Consider the following 17,599-nt stretch of genomic DNA (forward strand, 5'->3'; position numbering starts at 1 on the left):
TTATGCTTTTCCCCTAACTCCCCCCTGCTCTTTCCCCAGTTTTTTCCGGACTTTTCCCAACGACTTTTCTCACAGCGCTTCAAATAAAAAAAACCATCCAGATGGATGGTTTTTCGAAAAGGCAATGCAACAGCAATGAACAACTATGAAAAAAGTATTAGTCGAAATACAACACAGAAAATTATGGTCAATCAATCAGGGTCTGTGGTTCGTGGATGACGCTTAGCATTTTCATGGGTTTCTAGACCGCTTTTAAGCTCGTGAGTGAGTGGATCATAGTTAGGCCTCAGCTCATCTTTTACTGTACCGCTCCAAAGGCGCGAGCCCACAAAGTAACCTGCCCTACCGATGACATGGGCAGCAATCGGTGCTGTGATTAAAATAAAAACAATAATCGCAAACGAACGCGCAACCACGCCAACTTCAGCAAAGTGCATGGCCGATGCCAGCATAATTAAAATAACCCCTAGCGCTGCAGCCTTAGTGGTCGCGTGCATGCGGGTCAGTAGATCCGGTAGCCGCAGCAAACCGATGGCAGCCAGCAACATAAAGCTCGACCCCGTTATCAACAGCGTGCCTTTGATAAACTCAATCATCTCGCGGCCCCCCACGTTCCAGAAAGCGTGCAAAACCAATCGCCGCTAAAAAGCCCATTAAGGCAATCACGATTGCCGCATCAAGAAAACTCGCGACGCCTGATTGAATAGCATAAACGCCAACCAGCCCCACTACGGTTGTAGAAAACAACTCAAGTGCAACGACGCGATCGGGCAAGCTAGGCCCACGCACGACACGCACAAAGGTCAGTACAAGCGCCAACCCCATAATTATCTGGCTTATCAGAATAACGTTATCCATTAACGAAATAGCTCCAATGCACGGTGCTCCATCTCTTTTAAGTTATTTCGAAGCTCTTCTTCATCATCCAAAAACATAGCGTGGATATAGAGCACCTTTCGATCGTCAGAGACATCAAGGCTCAACGTACCGGGTGTTAGCGAGATCAAATTAGCCACCATGGTAATTTCCATCTCGCTCTGTGCAGAAAGGGGAAATGCAATAACGCCGGGCTTCATATGCCAAGGAGGCGTCAGTATATCGAAGGCGACCCGCAGGTTAGCCTGCACTAGCTCCTTAATAAAAAAACCAACGAATCCAATAATCCGCGGCACACGAGCCGGATAGCCTTTCAACGCTTCGACTTGAGGTTCAATTAACAGCAACGCTATGTAGCCAAAAATCATCCCCACCAGCAGATTGAGGCCGGTAAAATCACCACTCAGCAGTACCCAGGCTAGCCCGAGTAAAAGGTTCCAGATCGCACCGGTCATGGGGAGTCCTCCGCACGGTCACCTATTTGCTCCGCCTGCAACTCAATCGGGTCAATTAGCGCTGCTTCAGCGCTAGCAGACACACCCAGTACGGCCTCAATGTAACCCGATGGAGACATTAGCTGATCACCGATAAGGGTCATCACCTGCATAATAGGCTCAGCAAAAACGCCTATTAATAACGACATCATGGCCAGCACAACGACCGGCGTATACATCATCCACAGGTTTGGTTTTAGTAATCGACCGTCATCACCGACGGAGGTTTGTGAAGCAGGTACATTGTTTTCTTCTGGCAAGGCTTTCCAGAACACTTCGTTCCAAATTTTCACCATGGAGTAAAGCGTCATGAGCCCTACTGCCAGTGCAAACCCTGTCGCCACATACGCCCCAGCTTCCAGGCCAGCACGAACCAGCACAAACTTAGCAAAGAAACCCGATAGAGGCGGAATGCCTGCCAACGAAAACGCTGAAATAAAGAACGCCACGGCTAACCAAGGGCGCTCGCGATAAAGTCCGCCCATTTTTTTAAGCTGATAAGAGCCTTGCAAATGATGGGTAATACCACTGATCAGGAACAGGTTCGTTTTGACAATAATGTTATGCACGATGGCGAACACACCACCCGCAATCGCTAGCGGTGTATACAGCGCCAAGCCAAGGATCATGTAGCCAATCTGGCTCACAATATGAAACGAGAGAATACGCCGGAACTCATACTGAGCAGCGGCACCCAGCACGCCAGTGACCATTGTCAGCACAGCCCCCCATAGCATTATGTCCTGCAAATAGCCCATTGTTTGATCAAAGATAAGGGTGAACACACGGAATAACGAATACACCCCTACTTTTGTCAGCAAACCAGCAAACAGCGCCGATACGGCTACTGGCGGCGTGTGATAGGAAGCAGGCAGCCAGAAAAAGAGCGGAAAGGCGGCGGCTTTAATACCAAAAGCCACCATAAACATAACAGCGAGCACTTCGACCATGCCGCTATGCTCAGCCTCATCCATTCGCAGAGCAATGTCGGCCATGTTTAGCGTGCCTACCGTGCCATACAGTAGCCCCACGGCCGTTAAGAAAATCACTGAAGCCAGCAGGTTCAACGTGACATATTTAATAGCGCCTTCCATCTGGGCTCGCTCACCGCCCAGAATTAACAACGCAAACGACGCCACCAGCATTACTTCAAACCAAACATACAGATTGAAAATGTCGCCAGTTAAAAAGGCACCTGCAACCCCCGCTAACAGCAAATGCATCAGTGGGTAATAGCCAAATTTTTCGTGACCACGCCCCGTGGTGGCCAACGAATAAATGCCCATCGCCAAACCAATGATGCCCGTCATTAAAATCATGACGGCACTCAACATATCGGCAATTAGCGTGATCCCAAATGGAGCCGGCCAACTGCCCATCTGCATGGTGATGTAACCATCAAACAAAACAGCAACAAACAACCATACACACACAAGCAGCAGCGCAACGTTACCCGCTACCGCAATAAAACGTTGGACGGGGCGAGAGCGCCAAAACAGTAATGAAAGAGCCCCAGAAAGCAGTGGCAGCAGGACGGGGAGAGCAACTTCAGGCCTCACGTGTCGGTATCCTTCATTTTGTCCAAATCATCTGCCTTTACAATTTCATAGGCACGGCGAATTAACACGACAGCAAATGCCAGCACCCCAAATGCAATAACAATCGCCGTCAGTACAACGGCTTGGGGCAACGGGTCTGCTACCTCACCTAACGGCTGTAGCATTCCTTCCGGTATTAGCGGTGGCGCTCCGCGCGTCATGCCTGCCGTAGTAAAAATCAGCAAGTTGGCCGCATTCGAAAGCAGCAGCAGGCCAATCACCAATTTCACAATAGAGCGACGTAGCATCATAAAAATAGCGGCGGCGTAGAGTAGCCCAATCGCTAGTGCCATTAGCGGTTCCATACAGGCCCTCCTGATACATTAAGGTTCATCCTTATCCACCTCCATCAGCGCCATCACCATTCCCATCACCGAACCAAGAACGGCAAAGTACACGCCTATATCGAAAATCAGCGGTGTAGACGCTTTGAAATCAATGACAGGAATAGTCCACCACTGAGCGGTTAAAAACGGTTGGCCCATAAACCAGGCAGGCACCACTGAAATCATGCCCAGCAACAGCCCAATCCCAATTAAGTCGCGAGGGTCGACCATGCGCAGCACGTCTTTGGTGGCACTTACCCCAAAGGCAAACAGGTAAAGCGTGAAGGCCCCCGCCGCCACGAGCCCAGCAATAAACCCACCCCCTGGTTCATCGTGTCCACGTAGCAGCAAGAAAATTGAAAACATCAGCTGTAGCGGCATCAAAAACCGCGCTGCCGTATTGAGAATAATCGTGCCTGATTTAACCATCGTACGGCTCCTTAACACTGGGTTTTTCGCCTTCTGTCGCTTTGCTTTCATCTCCGCCGTGGCGCAGTTTAAGCATGGCGATAACCCCAATAGCAGCAAGAGCAAGCACAAACATTTCGCCTAGCGTATCGAGGGCACGATAGTCCACCAAGATGACGTTCACAATGTTGCGACCATAAGCCAGAGGAGCACTATTTTCGATCATATAGGCTGAAATCGGCTCAAACTGATCGATACTCCAAGCGGTCATAATCAGTAGGAAAATTAGAATTCCCATTGTTGCCGCCACGGCACCATCTCGAATACGTTCCAAGTTTGTGGAAAGGTTTGAAAAACGCGGCAAACGGAAGAGCACCAAAACCAACAAGATAACGGTGAGGGTCTCAACTAGCAGTTGGGTAATGCCCAAGTCGGGCGCACTGAAGAGAATGAATATAAGTGCAATCGAGAATCCCATAATGCCGACCGAGACCACTGCACCAAGACGTGAACGAGAAATGGTCGCAAACAACGCTCCCATTACCATGGTGCCAGCGACAATTACCTCATGGAAGCGCACGTCCAGCGTCAGCGCCAGTTGAGGCGCATGGCGCACAAGTATTGAGTTACCAATCAAGGCAATCAGCACCACCAGCATGACGAGAATATAGTTGCGCATATAACCGTTTTGCAGCAGGCGTGTTTGCCATTCAGAAAAGCGCACAATACCGTTCATTAAACCTTCGTAACCCGCTTCGGGGCCATGCCGCATCACTGGTGCCAGCATTGCTAGCTTGCTACGCACACCATCCCAGCGCTTAAACAGTAAAAAGCCTAGTCCAAGACTAACAATCGACATGATGAGCGCCATGTTGATGCCATACCAAAGCGATAATGAAACTGGCAGCGGCTCACCTGCCACCGCCGTCGCGGCCGACGTAAGCAGCGCATCAGCCCCCAACATAGCTGGCGCCAGCCCTAACACAAGCGAACCAAGCGCTAGTACAGCGGGGCCAATCAGCATACTAAACGGCGCTTCATGGGGTATTTTTGGCGTTTCAAGTTGCCGTCCATAGAAGGGCCGGAATGCAATAATGGCAGCCACTGCAATCGTCAAAATAGCGGCCAGAAAAGCAAACAGGACTAACAATATCTTGAAACGCTCGGCCCCAAGCGCCGCCTCCAGCATTAGCTCCTTACCAATGAAGCCGAATAATGGCGGCACGCCCGCCAACGACAGTGTCGCAACACAGGCAATCACCGCAGTAACTGGCATGGCAGATTTCAACCCGCCCATGGCAGTAACGTCCTTGGTGCCTGTCTCATGGTCCAAAATACCGGCGACCATAAACAGCGCCCCTTTGTACATCGAATGGGCAAGCAAGAAAGTAACAAATGCCGTCATGGCGTACTCAGAACCAATGCCCAACAGCATGGTTAACGTGCCAAGCGCCATAATGGTGGAATAAGCCAACAGCTTTTTGATATTGGTGTGATGAATCGCTAAAAAGGCGCCTGTCAGCATCGTGATCGCACCGACAACCGACAGTATTCCTACCCACAGGGCTGTACCACCCAGCTCAGGCTGTAAGCGAGCCATTAAGTAAATACCCGCTTTCACCATAGTGGCCGAGTGCAGGTATGCTGATACAGGCGTTGGCGCCGCCATGGCGTTGGGCAACCAAAAATGAAAAGGGAACTGGGCCGATTTTGTGAATGCTCCCAGCAGCAAGCAAATGAGCATAGGGGCATAAAGCGAATGTTCACGAAGATCGCTCTCCATTTGGCCTATCTCATAAAGCGACCAGCTTCCGCTTGCTACCCCCAATAACACCAGGCCTGCCATCAGCGCCAATCCACCGGCAACTGTCACAAACAAACCCTGACGAGCTGATTTTCTTGCCTCAATATCGGTATGGTTAAAGCCAATTAATAAATAAGACGTGATGCTGGTTAATTCCCAAAATACGAAAAGCGTAAGCAATCCGTCAGCGAGCCCCAGCCCCAACATAGAGGCCATAAAAGCCACAAGCGCTAAATGAAACCGCGCGATATCGGTATGGCCTTTGAGATAACCACCAGCATAGATCAACACGAAAGTGCCGATAACGGTAATCAACAGCCCAAATAACAGTGACAGCCCATCAAGCAGGAAGCTCAGGCTAATGCCTAATGATGGCACCCAAGACCACTCCAACAGAAGCGGCCCCTCACTCATAACAATAGGTGCCTGACTTAACAGCCAAGCAGCCATCAAAGCAGGGAACAGTGCCAGCACTAGGCTTGTCCGTTCTCCAAACCAGCGGTTGAGCAAAGGCGACGACGCTGCCAGCACAAAGCCCATTAACACAGCGAATTGCATCCGGTGGTTTCTCCCTATAAGAACGTTTCAGTTAACCCTAAGGCAGCAGCAAGACCGAACGGCCCTAAGCGTTGAATAAATGTGATTTTTAATGCACAGACCTTATACCAAGGTTGACCAAATTTCTAGAAATCTAGGTCCCATAAAAAAGCCGCCTTAGTTAAGCACCTTGGCGGCTTGTAACAAAACGCATTATTTAGAAGCAGGAAGCCAACCGGCCAACTCATTGTTAACGACCGCTAACAGCGCATCGATGTGGTCGTCACGATCATTCAAGCAGGGAATATAACTAAACGTCTCGCCCCCTGCTTCCATAAAGCTATCGTGAATTTCCTCTTTGATCTCTTCCAGGGTTTCAACACAATCGGAAGAGAAAGCAGGCGACATAATCGCAATATGTTTGTGCCCCTGCTTGGCAAGCTCAGCCACATGATCAACGGTTTGTGGGCCTACCCACTTTTCAGGGCCAAACTGAGATTGGAACGCTGTATCCACTTCCTCTTTGCTCAGCCCCAGTTTTTCACGCATCAAGCGCGTCGTTTTCTGACATTGGCAATGGTAGGGGTCACCTTCTAGTAAGTAACGTTCGGGGACGCCATGGTAGCTTGCTACCAGCTTAGTCGGACGCGTTTCAAAACCGTCGTAAGCTTCTTGCACTGAATTCGCCAGCGCCTGAATATAGGCGGGATGCTCAAAATAAGCGGGCACCGTACGAATATAAGGCTGCCATTTCATTTTCATCAACGTACGAAATGCCTGATCATTTGCCGTTGCGGTCGTAGGCGAGCCGTACTGGGGATAAAGCGGGAAGAAAACAATCCGCTCACAGCCCTTCTCTTTCATGCGGTTGAGGACACTTTCAGTCGACGGATTGCCATAGCGCATACAGAAATCAACTTCGACATTATCGCCATATAGCGCCTTCAAACGCGCAGCCATTTTTTCTGTTTGGGCACGCGTTGTCGTCAGCAAAGGGCTCTCATTCTTTTCATTATTCCAGATGCTTTTATAAGCATTTCCAGATGAAAAGGGCCGCTTAGTCAAAATAATCAGCTGTAAAAGCGGCTGCCACTTCCAGTTGGCGTAATCGACGACACGTTTATCAGACAAAAACTCGCTGAGATAGCGCCGCATAGACCAATAGTCAGTTGCGTCCGGGGTGCCCAAGTTAGCCAACACCACGCCCACTTTTGCAGGGGGAACAGCAGGGTGATCACTTGGAGCATGGGCCAAGCGCCCTTCTCCCGGCTGATCTTTCACAACGCTATCGACCATGTCGCTAACTCCTCGGATACTTTAAATAGTTGGCAAAATCTTAACACTTTTCGGCAAAGTTGCGGCATAAAGTTATACTATCAACATTATTTGTATAACTGCAGGCCAACTCATGTCTAAGCCTTTACTACTCGTTCTTGGTGACCAGCTTTCGCTTTCATTGGCGACCCTGCGCGACGCACCAACTAACGCAGTGGTCGCCCTTTGCGAGGTCGCCGAAGAAGCGCGTTATGTGCCTCACCATATACACAAGATCGGCTTGTTTATGGCCGCCATGCGACACTTTGCTCAGGCGCTGCGCGATAAAGGCTATAACGTTCACTACAGCCGTATTGATGACGCCGATAATACCCAGTCACTCATCGCGGAAGCCGAACGCATTGCGACTCAGTACGGCTGCAATGAAGTGTGCGTGGCAAGACCTGGTGAATGGCGGCTTTGGGATGCCATGCAGCAGCGTCAAGAGGCTTCCTTACCCTGGCGAATAATCGAAGATGACCGTTTTTTCACCTCACCTGATGACTTTTCCAACTGGGCTAAAGGACGTAAACAGCTTCGCTTAGAGTATTTCTATCGAGAGCAGCGCAAACGAACGGGGCTGCTGATGGAAGGCGATACACCCGCAGGTGGTAAATGGAACTTTGATCACGATAACCGTGATCCGATTCATGCATCGCTCAGCTTTCCCTCACTTCCCACCCATTGCCAAGATGCGTTAACCCAGGAAGCGCTCAATGATGCCAAGCACCATTTTAGCGAGCACATGGGGTCTCTGGAGAACTTCAACCTACCCGTCACCCGCCGACAGGCGCTGGTGGATTTAAACCACTTCCTTGATAAGGGGCTGGCCGACTTTGGCCGATATCAGGATGCGATCAGCGACTCAGAACCGTTTCTTTATCACTCCAGGCTGTCGGCGGCGCTCAATATCGGTCTGCTAACACCCCATGAAGTCTGTGAAGCCGCTGAGCAACAGTACCTAGCGGGCCATGCTCCTATCAATGCAGTTGAAGGGTTTATTCGTCAAATACTCGGTTGGCGAGAGTATGTGCGCGGGCTCTATTGGACACAAATGCCGGCTTATAAGCGCGAAAACCAGCTTGGCTTTGAGCGCGAGCTGCCGGCCTTTTATTGGGATGGCAATACCGATATGCGCTGCTTGCAGCGCGCCATTCAAATGACCATCGACAACAGCTACGCTCACCACATACAGCGCTTAATGGTGACCGGCAACTTTGCCCTGCTGTGTGGTGTTAAACCTGAAGCGCTCTGCGACTGGTACTTAGCGGTTTATGCCGATGCCTGCGAGTGGGTTGAGCTGCCTAACACTTTGGGTATGGTGCTGCATGCTGACGGCGGTCTAATGGGCTCCAAGCCTTATTGCGCCTCCGGCAAATATATCGACAAGATGTCTGACCATTGCCAGCACTGTCGCTATTCCCCGAAACAAGTAACTGGCCCAAAAGCGTGCCCATTTAACAGCCTTTACTGGCATTTTCTGGAAACCAACGCTGAACAGCTGAACCGCAACCCACGCATGAAACTGATCTATGGGTCACTCTCACGCATGAAAGATGAAAAGCGTGACGCGATGCGTCAGCAAGCTGAACAGTTTCTTGCCTCACTACCGACCAGCCAAAGCTACGGCCAAGCTCTCCACACGCAAGGCTATTTCTCCAAGGATACTCAATGAGCCGCTTCTCTACGCTTCGTGCAAAGCCACCTGTCACGCTTTACCACGATGGCCACTGCCCTTTTTGCCGCGTGGAAGTCGCGTGGCTTGCAAAGCATCGCCATCAAGAACGCGTCACGCTAGTGGATATTCAGAGTAGTGATTTCAATGCAGCCGATGTAGGACGCAGATTTGACGACATGATGGGGCTGCTGCATGTCAAAGACAGTCAAGGAAATTGGTATATCGGCATGGATGCCAGCCGGGCCCTCTATGCAGTACTGGGCTACCGGTGGCTAGTGTGGCTTTCTTGCTTACCAGGCCTGCGAGGAGTAATGGATGCAGGCTATCGTTTTTTTGCCCGTCGCCGCGTTCGGCTGGGCCAGTGGTGGGATAAGCGTCACGCTAACAAATGAAGACGCCAATGTTAAAGTGCTAACAATGCTAGAACACTAGTGGCATACGCGACGTTAGTGGCGAACTGTAATGAGCATCGCGTCCAATCACTTCATCCTGGGGTACATGCTGCACTAAGTAAGCACGGTGAATACCAGCACGTTTTAGCTCAAGATAAACATCATCTAGTGAGCGAAACAACATTGGCTTACCACGTTGGGTCAGCATATGACGCTCACCCTCAACATCTTCGAGCTCTACTTGGTAAAAGCGGCTACCCGAATGGGTAATAACGCGTATTTCAAAATTATCGTGACCCGCAACAAATTGCTTTAGTTCTTTTAGTTCCATGGTTCCCTCCTATGATTGTTCATCATCATGGGGCACAGCATGACGGTACCCCATGACAATTTTATTACCTTGGCACTAACTGCCTATGACGGCAACATCACAAAAGAGTTCCTGACCAAAACGTCAACTTATTCGTCGAATTATTGATACTCAGACGGGTCGATTGCTTTACCTAACGAGTTGCGGTCTATCCAGTTACCACCTTTAGTTTCCTTGTAACGGAAAACCACTTTATCGCCCACCGTTACCGGCAGCTCTGAATCCTCGGTTTGGTAGCTATATTTTTCCCCTTCAACTACCAGGAAGTAACGATAGAGGTCAGGCATTCCCAACCACTCTTTAAATGGCCCTTCTCGCTCTAGTGACTGCAGTTCCCCACGGCCTTCCAACTTAGGAAGACGCTTACGGTTAACACGTCTAAAACCACCTGCCATTTGCTACTCCTGTCTATCTGCTTCGTCGGGGAGAAGCATTATACGTTCTCCCCCCCAACGCTCAAGTTAATCGCCGAACGCTTCGCCGTAGCTGTCGGGCGCAAGGTCTTCGAAGCGTGTGTATTTACCAATAAATGCCATATGTACCGTACCGATAGGCCCGTTACGCTGTTTACCAATAATCAGCTCAGCAATCCCTTGGTTGTCAGGGTTGTCGGGGTTATACACTTCATCTCGGTAAACAAACGCAATGACGTCGGCATCCTGCTCAATCGCCCCCGACTCCCTCAGATCCGACATGACAGGACGCTTATTGGGGCGCTGCTCCAACGAACGGTTAAGCTGTGAAAGTGCCACAACAGGGCATTGAAACTCTTTTGCCAGCCCTTTCAGCGAGCGTGAAATCTCCGATATCTCACCGGTACGGTTTTCAGAAAAACCAGGAATCTGCATCAGCTGAAGATAGTCAATCATGATCAGCGCCATATTGCCGTGCTCCCGCACCACTCTACGCAAGCGCGAGCGCATTTCGTTAGGTGATAGCGCGGCAGTGTCATCTATAAACAATTGCTTGTCTTTGAGCAGGTTGACCGCCGACGTCAATCGGGGCCAATCTTCATCTTCCAATTGCCCCGAGCGCACTCGGGTTTGATCAATTCGGCCCAGCGAAGAGAGCATACGCAGCATCAGCGATTCCGCAGGCATCTCCATGGAGAACACCATCACAGGCTTATCACTAGCAATAACCGCATGCTCAACCAGGTTCATGGCAAAGGTGGTTTTACCCATTGACGGACGGCCAGCAATAATAACCAAATCTGAGGGCTGTAAGCCTGAGGTCATTTCATCGAGGTCACGAAACCCCGAGGAAAGCCCCGTCATTTCACCTTTTAGATTGAACAGCTCATCAATGCGATCAACGGCTTTGGTGAGTAGCTCGCTCATGCCGATAGGACCACCGGTTTTCGGTCGCTCTTCGGCAATCTGAAATACTAATCGCTCAGCTTCGTTGAGCAGCTCATCAGCAGGCCGACCCTGAGGTGAAAACGCCCCATCAGCAATTTGATTGGCCGCACGGATTAACTTACGCAGCGTCGCCCGTTCGCGAACGATATCGGCATAGGCACGAATATTACTGGCGGAAGGCGTATTGCGAGCCAGCTCAGCTAAGAATGCCAAACCGCCCACGGTATCCAGTTGATCACGGGCTTCTAACGCTTCTGATAGCGTTATAACGTCCAGCGGCTGCCCAGATTCGGCCAAATGAATCATCACATTGAATACCAAGCGATGTTCATAGCGGTAAAAATCATCCGCCACCAACCGCTCCGAGACATTATCCCAGGCCTGGTTATCCAACATTAGCCCACCTAGCACCGACTGCTCCGCCTCAAGAGAATGCGGCGGCAGCTTTATCGCTGCCGTTTCCTGATCAGCAGAAGGCTGGTCCTGCATAGTGAGCTCCTTAATAAAAAAGCGTAGCCAATGACGATGACTATCTTAGCGGGACAATCTCAAACCCACCATAAGCGACTGCCCCACGCCAAGCGACGTTCAAAAAAACTCGACCAACCCTGCAAACATTTTTGACCGATGCTTAGAAACTATATGATTTAAAACGATAAATAATTTAAAAAGAAAAGTAGCTTAAAAGACAAGCTGCTTGAATGACAAAAATCTTAAAAAAGAGAATTTAAAAGACAAGGTTCTTAAAAGACAAGGCTCTTAAAAGACAAAGGGCGCGGGAAAACCCGCGCCCTTTGAGGCGTCAGCGTTGGCGAGAGCGTTTACTCTGCGACAACAACCACGCGGACAACAGCATCTACATCTGCATGCAGGTGTAGAGAGATGTCGTATTCGCCAGTTTGACGAATCGGGCCCTGCGGCATACGTACTTCGCTCTTGGCAACTTCGATGCCAGCAGAGGAAATAGCGTCGGCCAAGTCACGAGGACCGATAGAGCCGAACAGCTTACCTTCATCGCCTGCTTTAGAAACCAACGACAATTCGATGTCGTTAAGCTGCTCAGCACGCGCTTCAGCTTCTGCTTTACGCTCAGCGGCTTTGGCTTCAAGCTCAGCACGCTGGGCTTTGAATGCTTCAACGTTATCTTTGGTTGCCGGCACGGCTAGGCCGTAAGGAACCAAATAGTTACGACCATAACCGGGCTTTACAGTGACTTTGTCACCCAGGCCGCCCAGCTTACCAATGTTGTCGAGCAGAATGACTTCCATCTCGTAAACCTCTTGTCAGTTGCTGCGGGCAAGGCGTGCGCGAACGTTCGCGAATGTATCAATCAGCCCCAACAGCAGCACAATGAGAATCGTGGGCCAGGTCGTGATCAGCAGCACATAAAATGCCACCAGCCACAGCCCGTTCATCCCCTTTATTCCAATAAACCCATGCACTAGCGCAATGCCAGCTACCAGCAGTGGAATCCAACCAAGCATTGCCAAAGCGTGCGCTCCCAACACCATACCCACCACACCAAGCACGACTAAAACAGCGAGCTCTTTGGGCGATAGGCGCAGTGCGTGAAACTCTTCGCGGAAGCCGCCTGGGTTATAAAGCCCAGCTTGCCAGCTTCGCGCCAACGCTAAACACGCAATAGCGGCCAACAGCACCACCAGGCCTGTTACACCACCGATCACCATAGCGGCGAGCGTGGGCGCATCAATACCTTGGTTAGCAAACTCTGTCAGCATGCGATCAATCTCGGTAGAGCTTTCTCGCAGTTGCTCCAGCATTAACTGTGTTCCACCTGGCGGTATAAAAATGCCGAGTTGAACCATACCCGCTGCCGCTAATGTGCCAACGATTAACGCTTCACTCCAACGCATCCTCTCACGCAGGATAACCGCCATCAGAGTTACTAGCAGTACGCTAGCAAGTGGAATGACGTCACCTTGAGACCACCAAAAACCCGCAGGTAGTGCAGCAGCGATGATTACCGGAAGCGCAGGTGCAAAACCTTTGCGTAGGGTAACTAACGCGGCGATGGCTGCCCCTAACCAGAACAGCCAAGGCACTAGCGTCGCTAGCGCCGCCCCGCCAATGGCATAGGGCGTGCTCCGCATGAGCCATCTCGCCAGTGCCAGCATCACGTTAAACGCTTACTGATGGCTATCGGAGTAGGGCAGCAGTGCCAGGTAACGCGAACGCTTGATAGCAGTCGCCAACTGACGCTGATAGCGTGCTTTGGTGCCGGTGATACGGCTCGGAACGATCTTGCCGGTTTCGGTGATGTAAGCCTTCAGCGTGTCGAGATCTTTATAGTCGATCTGCTTGACGCCTTCAGCAGTGAAGCGGCAAAACTTACGGCGACGGAAAAAACGTGCCATGGACTAGCTCCTTAAAACGTGCAGTGGATGGAATTAGGCAGTTTCTTCTTCAGCTTCTTCAGCGCGCGGTTTGTCTTCGCGACGCGGACGCTTTTCTTCTGCCGGCTTCATCATCGGAGAAGCTTCGGTGATCGCTTCTTTGCAGCGAACAACCAAGCTGCGAATGATGGCGTCGTTGAAACGGAAGATGTTCTCGATTTCTTCGAGAGTCTCGCCGGTGCACTCAACGTTCATCAGCACGTAGTGGGCTTTGTGGATCTTGTTGATCGGGTAAGCCAAGTGACGACGGCCCCAATCTTCCAAGCGATGCACAGTGCCACCGTTTTCGGTAACAATGCTGGTGTAGCGCTCGACCATAGCCGGCACTTGCTCGCTCTGATCCGGGTGGACCATAAACACGATTTCGTAATGACGCATGGAATCTCCTTGCGGTTTGGCAGCTTCCGGTGTGTATTGACACAGCTGTATCAATGACGACAGGGAAGCAAGGAGTTAACTGAAATGCCCTTTACTCACCGCGAACGATGTCATTTGGGGCATCAAGCAGAACTGTTTTTCGTATTAACTGTTAACCAATACGAGCGCCCGCTTAAAGTTAAACGGGCGCAGGCATTCTAGTGGGCTAGTGCTTAACTTGCAAGCTGCCGCTGCCGAACGGCTTCAAACAAACATATGCCCGTCGCGACCGATACGTTCAGGCTAGACACCTGCCCTGCCATAGGCAGGTTTGCCAAGTTATCGCAAGCCTCCCTGGTTAATCGACGCATGCCCTTCCCTTCAGCACCCATGACTAACGCCGTAGGGCCGGTCATATCAATTTCAAACAGGCTGGCGTCTGCTTCACCTGCGGTGCCGGTAATCCAGACACCGGCATCTTTTAGCTTGGCCAAAGTACGAGATAGGTTAGTGACTTGGTAAACCGGCACTACCTCAGCGGCACCGCAGGCAACTTTTCGTACAGTTGCATTTAGCGGAGCGGCTTTGTCTTTGGCTACGATCACCCCATGAGCCCCCGCAGCATCAGCACTACGTAGGCACGCACCAAAGTTATGCACATCGGTAACACCATCCAACACCAACAGCAGCGGCGGTGCAGACGCCTGCCAGGCACGCAGCTTTAACCACAACGACTCTTCCCCTTCAGGAACCAGTGGCGGGCAAAATGCCACGACGCCCTGATGAGCTGCACCCTGAGTGAGCTGATCCAGCAGGTCACGGGGCTGCTCTTTAATGCGCGCACCACGGGACTGAGCACTCGCGACCACTTCTTTCAAGCGGTTACCCGCTCCCTGCTGTACCCACAATTCACGGGGCGTTTCGCCCCGCTCAAGTAGGCTTTCCAAGGCGTGAACGCCATACACTTGGTCTAGCCCATCCGGAGTACGAACAGCCGGACGCGAGCTACGTCGAGACGACGACGATTTCATGCTCAACCCTTATTCGGTGATGGTTTACGCGGGCCATTACGCGTGCGTCTTGGCCCACGGCGCGTCGGCTGCTTGTCTGTTGATGCTGCCGCCTTGTCAGCGCCACCTTCTTTTCCAGCACCACCTTCTCCACCACGACGTTTGCGCGGCTGGCGGCGTGGCCGAGGTTTCTCGTCAGCAAGGCCAAAGTCGATCTTACGATCATCCATGTCTACCCGCGCAACCTGAACCGTAAGCCCGTCTCCCAGGCGGTACGTCGTGCCAGTGCGCTCACCTTTGAGACGATGCTTCTCTGCTTCGTAGTGGTAGTAGTCAGAAGGCAGCGAGGTGACATGCACCAACCCTTCGACATAGAAATCATCCAGACGCACAAACAAGCCAAACTGAGTCACCGAGGCGATAGTACCGTCGAAAGTTTCGCCCAGCTTATCGGACATAAACTCACACTTAAGCCAACTTTCAACATCACGAGTTGCTTCATCAGCCCGCCGTTCGGTCATCGAGCAGTGTTCACCCAGCTCAAGCATTTGCTCGAAGGTATAAGGACACCACTTGCTTGGCGGATCAACCGGTGCACCTTCTACCCGGACCACCGTATTGGTTTGGCGCGGCCCACGAATAACCGAGCGAATGGCACGGTGCACCAACAGGTCGGGATAACGACGAATCGGCGAAGTGAAGTGCGCATAGGCCTGGTAAGCCAAGCCAAAGTGTCCCTCATTCTGAGGCGAATAAACCGCCTGATTCATTGAACGCAGCATGACGGTTTGAATGATGTCAGCATCCGGGCGATCAATAATCACTTCCCGTAACGCTTGATAATCCTGGGGCGTCGGCATATCGCCACCGCCAACAGAAAGCCCGAGCTCACTCAAGAACAGACGCAGCTTGTCAAGGCGCTCTGGCGTTGGGCGCTCGTGAATACGATACAGAGCGGGCAAGTCGTGCTTATCCAGGAACCGCGCGGTGGCCACGTTGGCCGCCAGCATACACTCCTCAATTAGCTTATGAGCATCGTTGCGGGTGCGCGGCACAATTTTTTCAATCTTGCGCTCATCATTAAAGATAATCGCCGTTTCGGTGGTATCAAAATCAATCGCACCACGCTCTTCCCGGGCACTACGCAGCAGGCCATAAAGCTCGTGCAGATTTTGCAGCGGCTTCACCAGCGCCTTGTGTTCATTGCGTAGCGCTTCGCCCTCGTCACTCTCGTTATCGAGAATGGCTGCCACCTTGTTATAGGTCAGGCGAGCGTGGGAGTTCATTACCGCTTCATAGAACGAATAGCGGCTAATGGCACCCGTCTTGGAGATATTCATTTCGCAGACCATCACAAGACGATCTACTTGGGGATTTAACGAACACAAGCCATTTGAGAGAAGCTCAGGCAGCATCGGCACAACTTGGCCCGGGAAGTACACCGAGTTACCCCGTGTACGCGCTTCATCATCAAGCGCGGTTCCAGGACGCACATAGTGCGACACATCGGCAATCGCCACCAGCAGCTTCCAACTACCCGACTTGGTCTTCCATGCACACACCGCATCGTCAAAGTCTTTGGCGGACTCATCGTCAATGGTGACCAAAGGAAGCTCACGCAGATCGACTCGGTGTTGCTTATCTTCCTCTAACACTTCTGCTGAAATACCGCTGGTTTGATCAAGCACTTCTGGCGGAAATTCCGCTGGGATATCGTAGCTACGAATCGCGATATCTATTTCCATGCCGGGGTCCATTCGCTCACCCAGCACTTCGATAACTTCGCCGACCGGCTGAACACGCGTAGCCGGTTGCTGGACGATTTTCGCAGATATCACCTGCCCGTCTTTCGCGCCAGCACTCGCGGTATGAGGAATGATAACTTCTTGAGTAATGCGTGGGTTCTCAGGAATCAGCACACCAAACTCAGGTGAGTTGCTACGGTATACACCCACAATCGTTTGCGTGTTTCGCGCAATCACATCAGCGATAGTGGCCTCGTCACGACCACGACGGTCGCGGCCACTAACACGCGCCAGCACATAATCACCGTGAAAAACACGGCGCATCTGACGTGGAGGCAACACTAAGTCCGGTTTTTTGCCATCTTCACGAAGCAAAAACCCAAAGCCATCTCGGTGGCCAAGCACTTTGCCCTTAATCAGATCTAGCTTGTCGATCAGCGCGTAGGCTCCTCGACGATCGCGCAGCACCTGACCATCACGCTCCATGGCAGCCATACGACGACGAACAGCTTCAAGATGATCTTCATCTTCAATGCCGAGCATGCGGCTCATGTTTTCGTGGGTTATTGGCTTGCCGTACGTTTCCAGGGCAGCTAATAAATACTCGCGGCTGGGCGCAGGATTATCATACTTTTGCGCCTCGCGCTCGGCGTGCGGATCATCACTCAACGTCCAGTACTTCATGCGATCAACATCCTTGATAGCGTTTGCGGGAGGCGGACAGCTTGCGCAGGCGCAGTGCGCTGCGGGCGAGGGGATTCAGCCACTGATTGGCTGAAAAACGTCATGTTTTGTTTGGTCATAGCTGCATTATAGCGCTGCCAGTTCAATCACCCAACCACCTAGCGCGGCAATTGTGCGATTTTAGTGATAAAAACAGTAACCGGGTCTTGCATTTAAGCGAGGCCTCGGTAT

The 17,599-nt window shown here is 51.4% G+C and carries 19 protein-coding genes; 2 read left to right on the forward strand and 17 right to left on the reverse strand.

The genetic code is table 11. The annotated features are described in order from the left end of the window. Positions 1–191 precede the first annotated feature (191 nt). The 8 genes from mnhG to hemH form a co-directional block, all read right to left on the reverse strand. On the reverse strand, positions 192–596 hold the full coding sequence (gene mnhG / locus REH51_RS03280; RefSeq protein ID WP_009721696.1) for a monovalent cation/H(+) antiporter subunit G: 405 nt from the start codon (positions 594–596) through the stop codon (positions 192–194). Beyond that, positions 589–858: an MrpF/PhaF family protein gene (locus REH51_RS03285; protein WP_498936844.1), complete on the reverse strand. Its 270-nt coding sequence runs from the start codon at positions 856–858 to the stop codon at positions 589–591. The genes mnhG and REH51_RS03285 overlap by 8 nt, the downstream gene beginning before the upstream one ends. After that, positions 858–1,331: a Na+/H+ antiporter subunit E gene (locus tag REH51_RS03290; protein WP_009721694.1), complete on the reverse strand. Its 474-nt coding sequence runs from the start codon at positions 1,329–1,331 to the stop codon at positions 858–860. The genes REH51_RS03285 and REH51_RS03290 overlap by 1 nt, the downstream gene beginning before the upstream one ends. Beyond that, positions 1,328–2,929, reverse strand: coding sequence for a Na+/H+ antiporter subunit D (locus REH51_RS03295; RefSeq protein ID WP_009721693.1), 1,602 nt, complete (start codon positions 2,927–2,929; stop codon positions 1,328–1,330). The genes REH51_RS03290 and REH51_RS03295 overlap by 4 nt, the downstream gene beginning before the upstream one ends. Further along, complete coding sequence (locus REH51_RS03300; protein ID WP_009721692.1) at positions 2,926–3,273, reverse strand: Na+/H+ antiporter subunit C; 348 nt, start codon at positions 3,271–3,273, stop codon at positions 2,926–2,928. The genes REH51_RS03295 and REH51_RS03300 overlap by 4 nt, the downstream gene beginning before the upstream one ends. 18 nt (positions 3,274–3,291) lie before the next feature. After that, the gene (locus tag REH51_RS03305; protein WP_009721691.1) at positions 3,292–3,723 is read right to left on the reverse strand and encodes a Na+/H+ antiporter subunit B; all 432 of its coding nucleotides are present in this window, start codon (positions 3,721–3,723) and stop codon (positions 3,292–3,294) included. Further along, positions 3,716–6,064 (reverse strand): putative monovalent cation/H+ antiporter subunit A, encoded by a 2,349-nt coding sequence (locus tag REH51_RS03310; RefSeq protein ID WP_498936846.1) that lies wholly within the window; start codon positions 6,062–6,064, stop codon positions 3,716–3,718. Before REH51_RS03310 ends, REH51_RS03305 begins: the two co-directional genes overlap by 8 nt. Positions 6,065–6,256: 192 nt before the next feature. Beyond that, a complete protein-coding gene (gene hemH / locus REH51_RS03315) occupies positions 6,257–7,339 on the reverse strand; it encodes a ferrochelatase (RefSeq protein ID WP_009721689.1) in 1,083 nt (360 codons plus the stop codon). A 112-nt stretch (positions 7,340–7,451) separates the two neighbouring features. On the opposite strand from hemH, the gene REH51_RS03320 reads away from it, so the two are divergent. Then, a complete protein-coding gene (locus REH51_RS03320; RefSeq protein WP_009721688.1) occupies positions 7,452–9,032 on the forward strand; it encodes a cryptochrome/photolyase family protein in 1,581 nt (526 codons plus the stop codon). Continuing rightward, positions 9,029–9,427: a thiol-disulfide oxidoreductase DCC family protein gene (locus REH51_RS03325; protein WP_009721687.1), complete on the forward strand. Its 399-nt coding sequence runs from the start codon at positions 9,029–9,031 to the stop codon at positions 9,425–9,427. The genes REH51_RS03320 and REH51_RS03325 overlap by 4 nt, the downstream gene beginning before the upstream one ends. Positions 9,428–9,455: 28 nt before the next feature. Here the strand turns inward: REH51_RS03325 and REH51_RS03330 are convergent, their stop codons facing one another. From REH51_RS03330 to rnr, 9 genes are all read right to left on the reverse strand, one after another. Next, the gene (locus REH51_RS03330; protein WP_009721686.1) at positions 9,456–9,758 is read right to left on the reverse strand and encodes a DUF6482 family protein; all 303 of its coding nucleotides are present in this window, start codon (positions 9,756–9,758) and stop codon (positions 9,456–9,458) included. Positions 9,759–9,898: 140 nt separating this feature from the next. Further along, the gene (locus tag REH51_RS03335) at positions 9,899–10,192 is read right to left on the reverse strand and encodes a hypothetical protein (RefSeq protein WP_498936848.1); all 294 of its coding nucleotides are present in this window, start codon (positions 10,190–10,192) and stop codon (positions 9,899–9,901) included. A 66-nt stretch (positions 10,193–10,258) separates the two neighbouring features. Continuing rightward, entirely contained in the window at positions 10,259–11,647 is a 1,389-nt protein-coding gene (dnaB, locus tag REH51_RS03340; RefSeq protein WP_009721684.1) for a replicative DNA helicase, read from the reverse strand. Positions 11,648–11,979: 332 nt separating this feature from the next. Beyond that, complete coding sequence (gene rplI / locus REH51_RS03345) at positions 11,980–12,426, reverse strand: 50S ribosomal protein L9 (RefSeq protein ID WP_498936850.1); 447 nt, start codon at positions 12,424–12,426, stop codon at positions 11,980–11,982. Positions 12,427–12,441: 15 nt separating this feature from the next. Continuing rightward, entirely contained in the window at positions 12,442–13,293 is an 852-nt protein-coding gene (locus REH51_RS03350; RefSeq protein ID WP_498937701.1) for a hypothetical protein, read from the reverse strand. Positions 13,294–13,305: 12 nt separating this feature from the next. Beyond that, the gene (rpsR, locus tag REH51_RS03355) at positions 13,306–13,533 is read right to left on the reverse strand and encodes a 30S ribosomal protein S18 (protein ID WP_009097135.1); all 228 of its coding nucleotides are present in this window, start codon (positions 13,531–13,533) and stop codon (positions 13,306–13,308) included. A gap of 33 nt (positions 13,534–13,566) precedes the next feature. Further along, positions 13,567–13,950, reverse strand: a complete 384-nt coding sequence (gene rpsF / locus REH51_RS03360; RefSeq protein WP_009721681.1) for a 30S ribosomal protein S6 — start codon at positions 13,948–13,950, stop codon at positions 13,567–13,569. A gap of 212 nt (positions 13,951–14,162) precedes the next feature. Further along, the gene (gene rlmB / locus REH51_RS03365) at positions 14,163–14,960 is read right to left on the reverse strand and encodes a 23S rRNA (guanosine(2251)-2'-O)-methyltransferase RlmB (RefSeq protein ID WP_498936852.1); all 798 of its coding nucleotides are present in this window, start codon (positions 14,958–14,960) and stop codon (positions 14,163–14,165) included. A 2-nt stretch (positions 14,961–14,962) separates the two neighbouring features. Continuing rightward, positions 14,963–17,368 carry a ribonuclease R gene (rnr, locus tag REH51_RS03370; protein ID WP_009721678.1) on the reverse strand — a complete coding sequence of 802 codons (2,406 nt, stop codon included), beginning with the start codon at positions 17,366–17,368 and terminating at the stop codon, positions 14,963–14,965. Between the last annotated feature and the right edge of the window lie 231 nt (positions 17,369–17,599).

Source organism: Halomonas bluephagenesis, assembly GCF_054790765.1.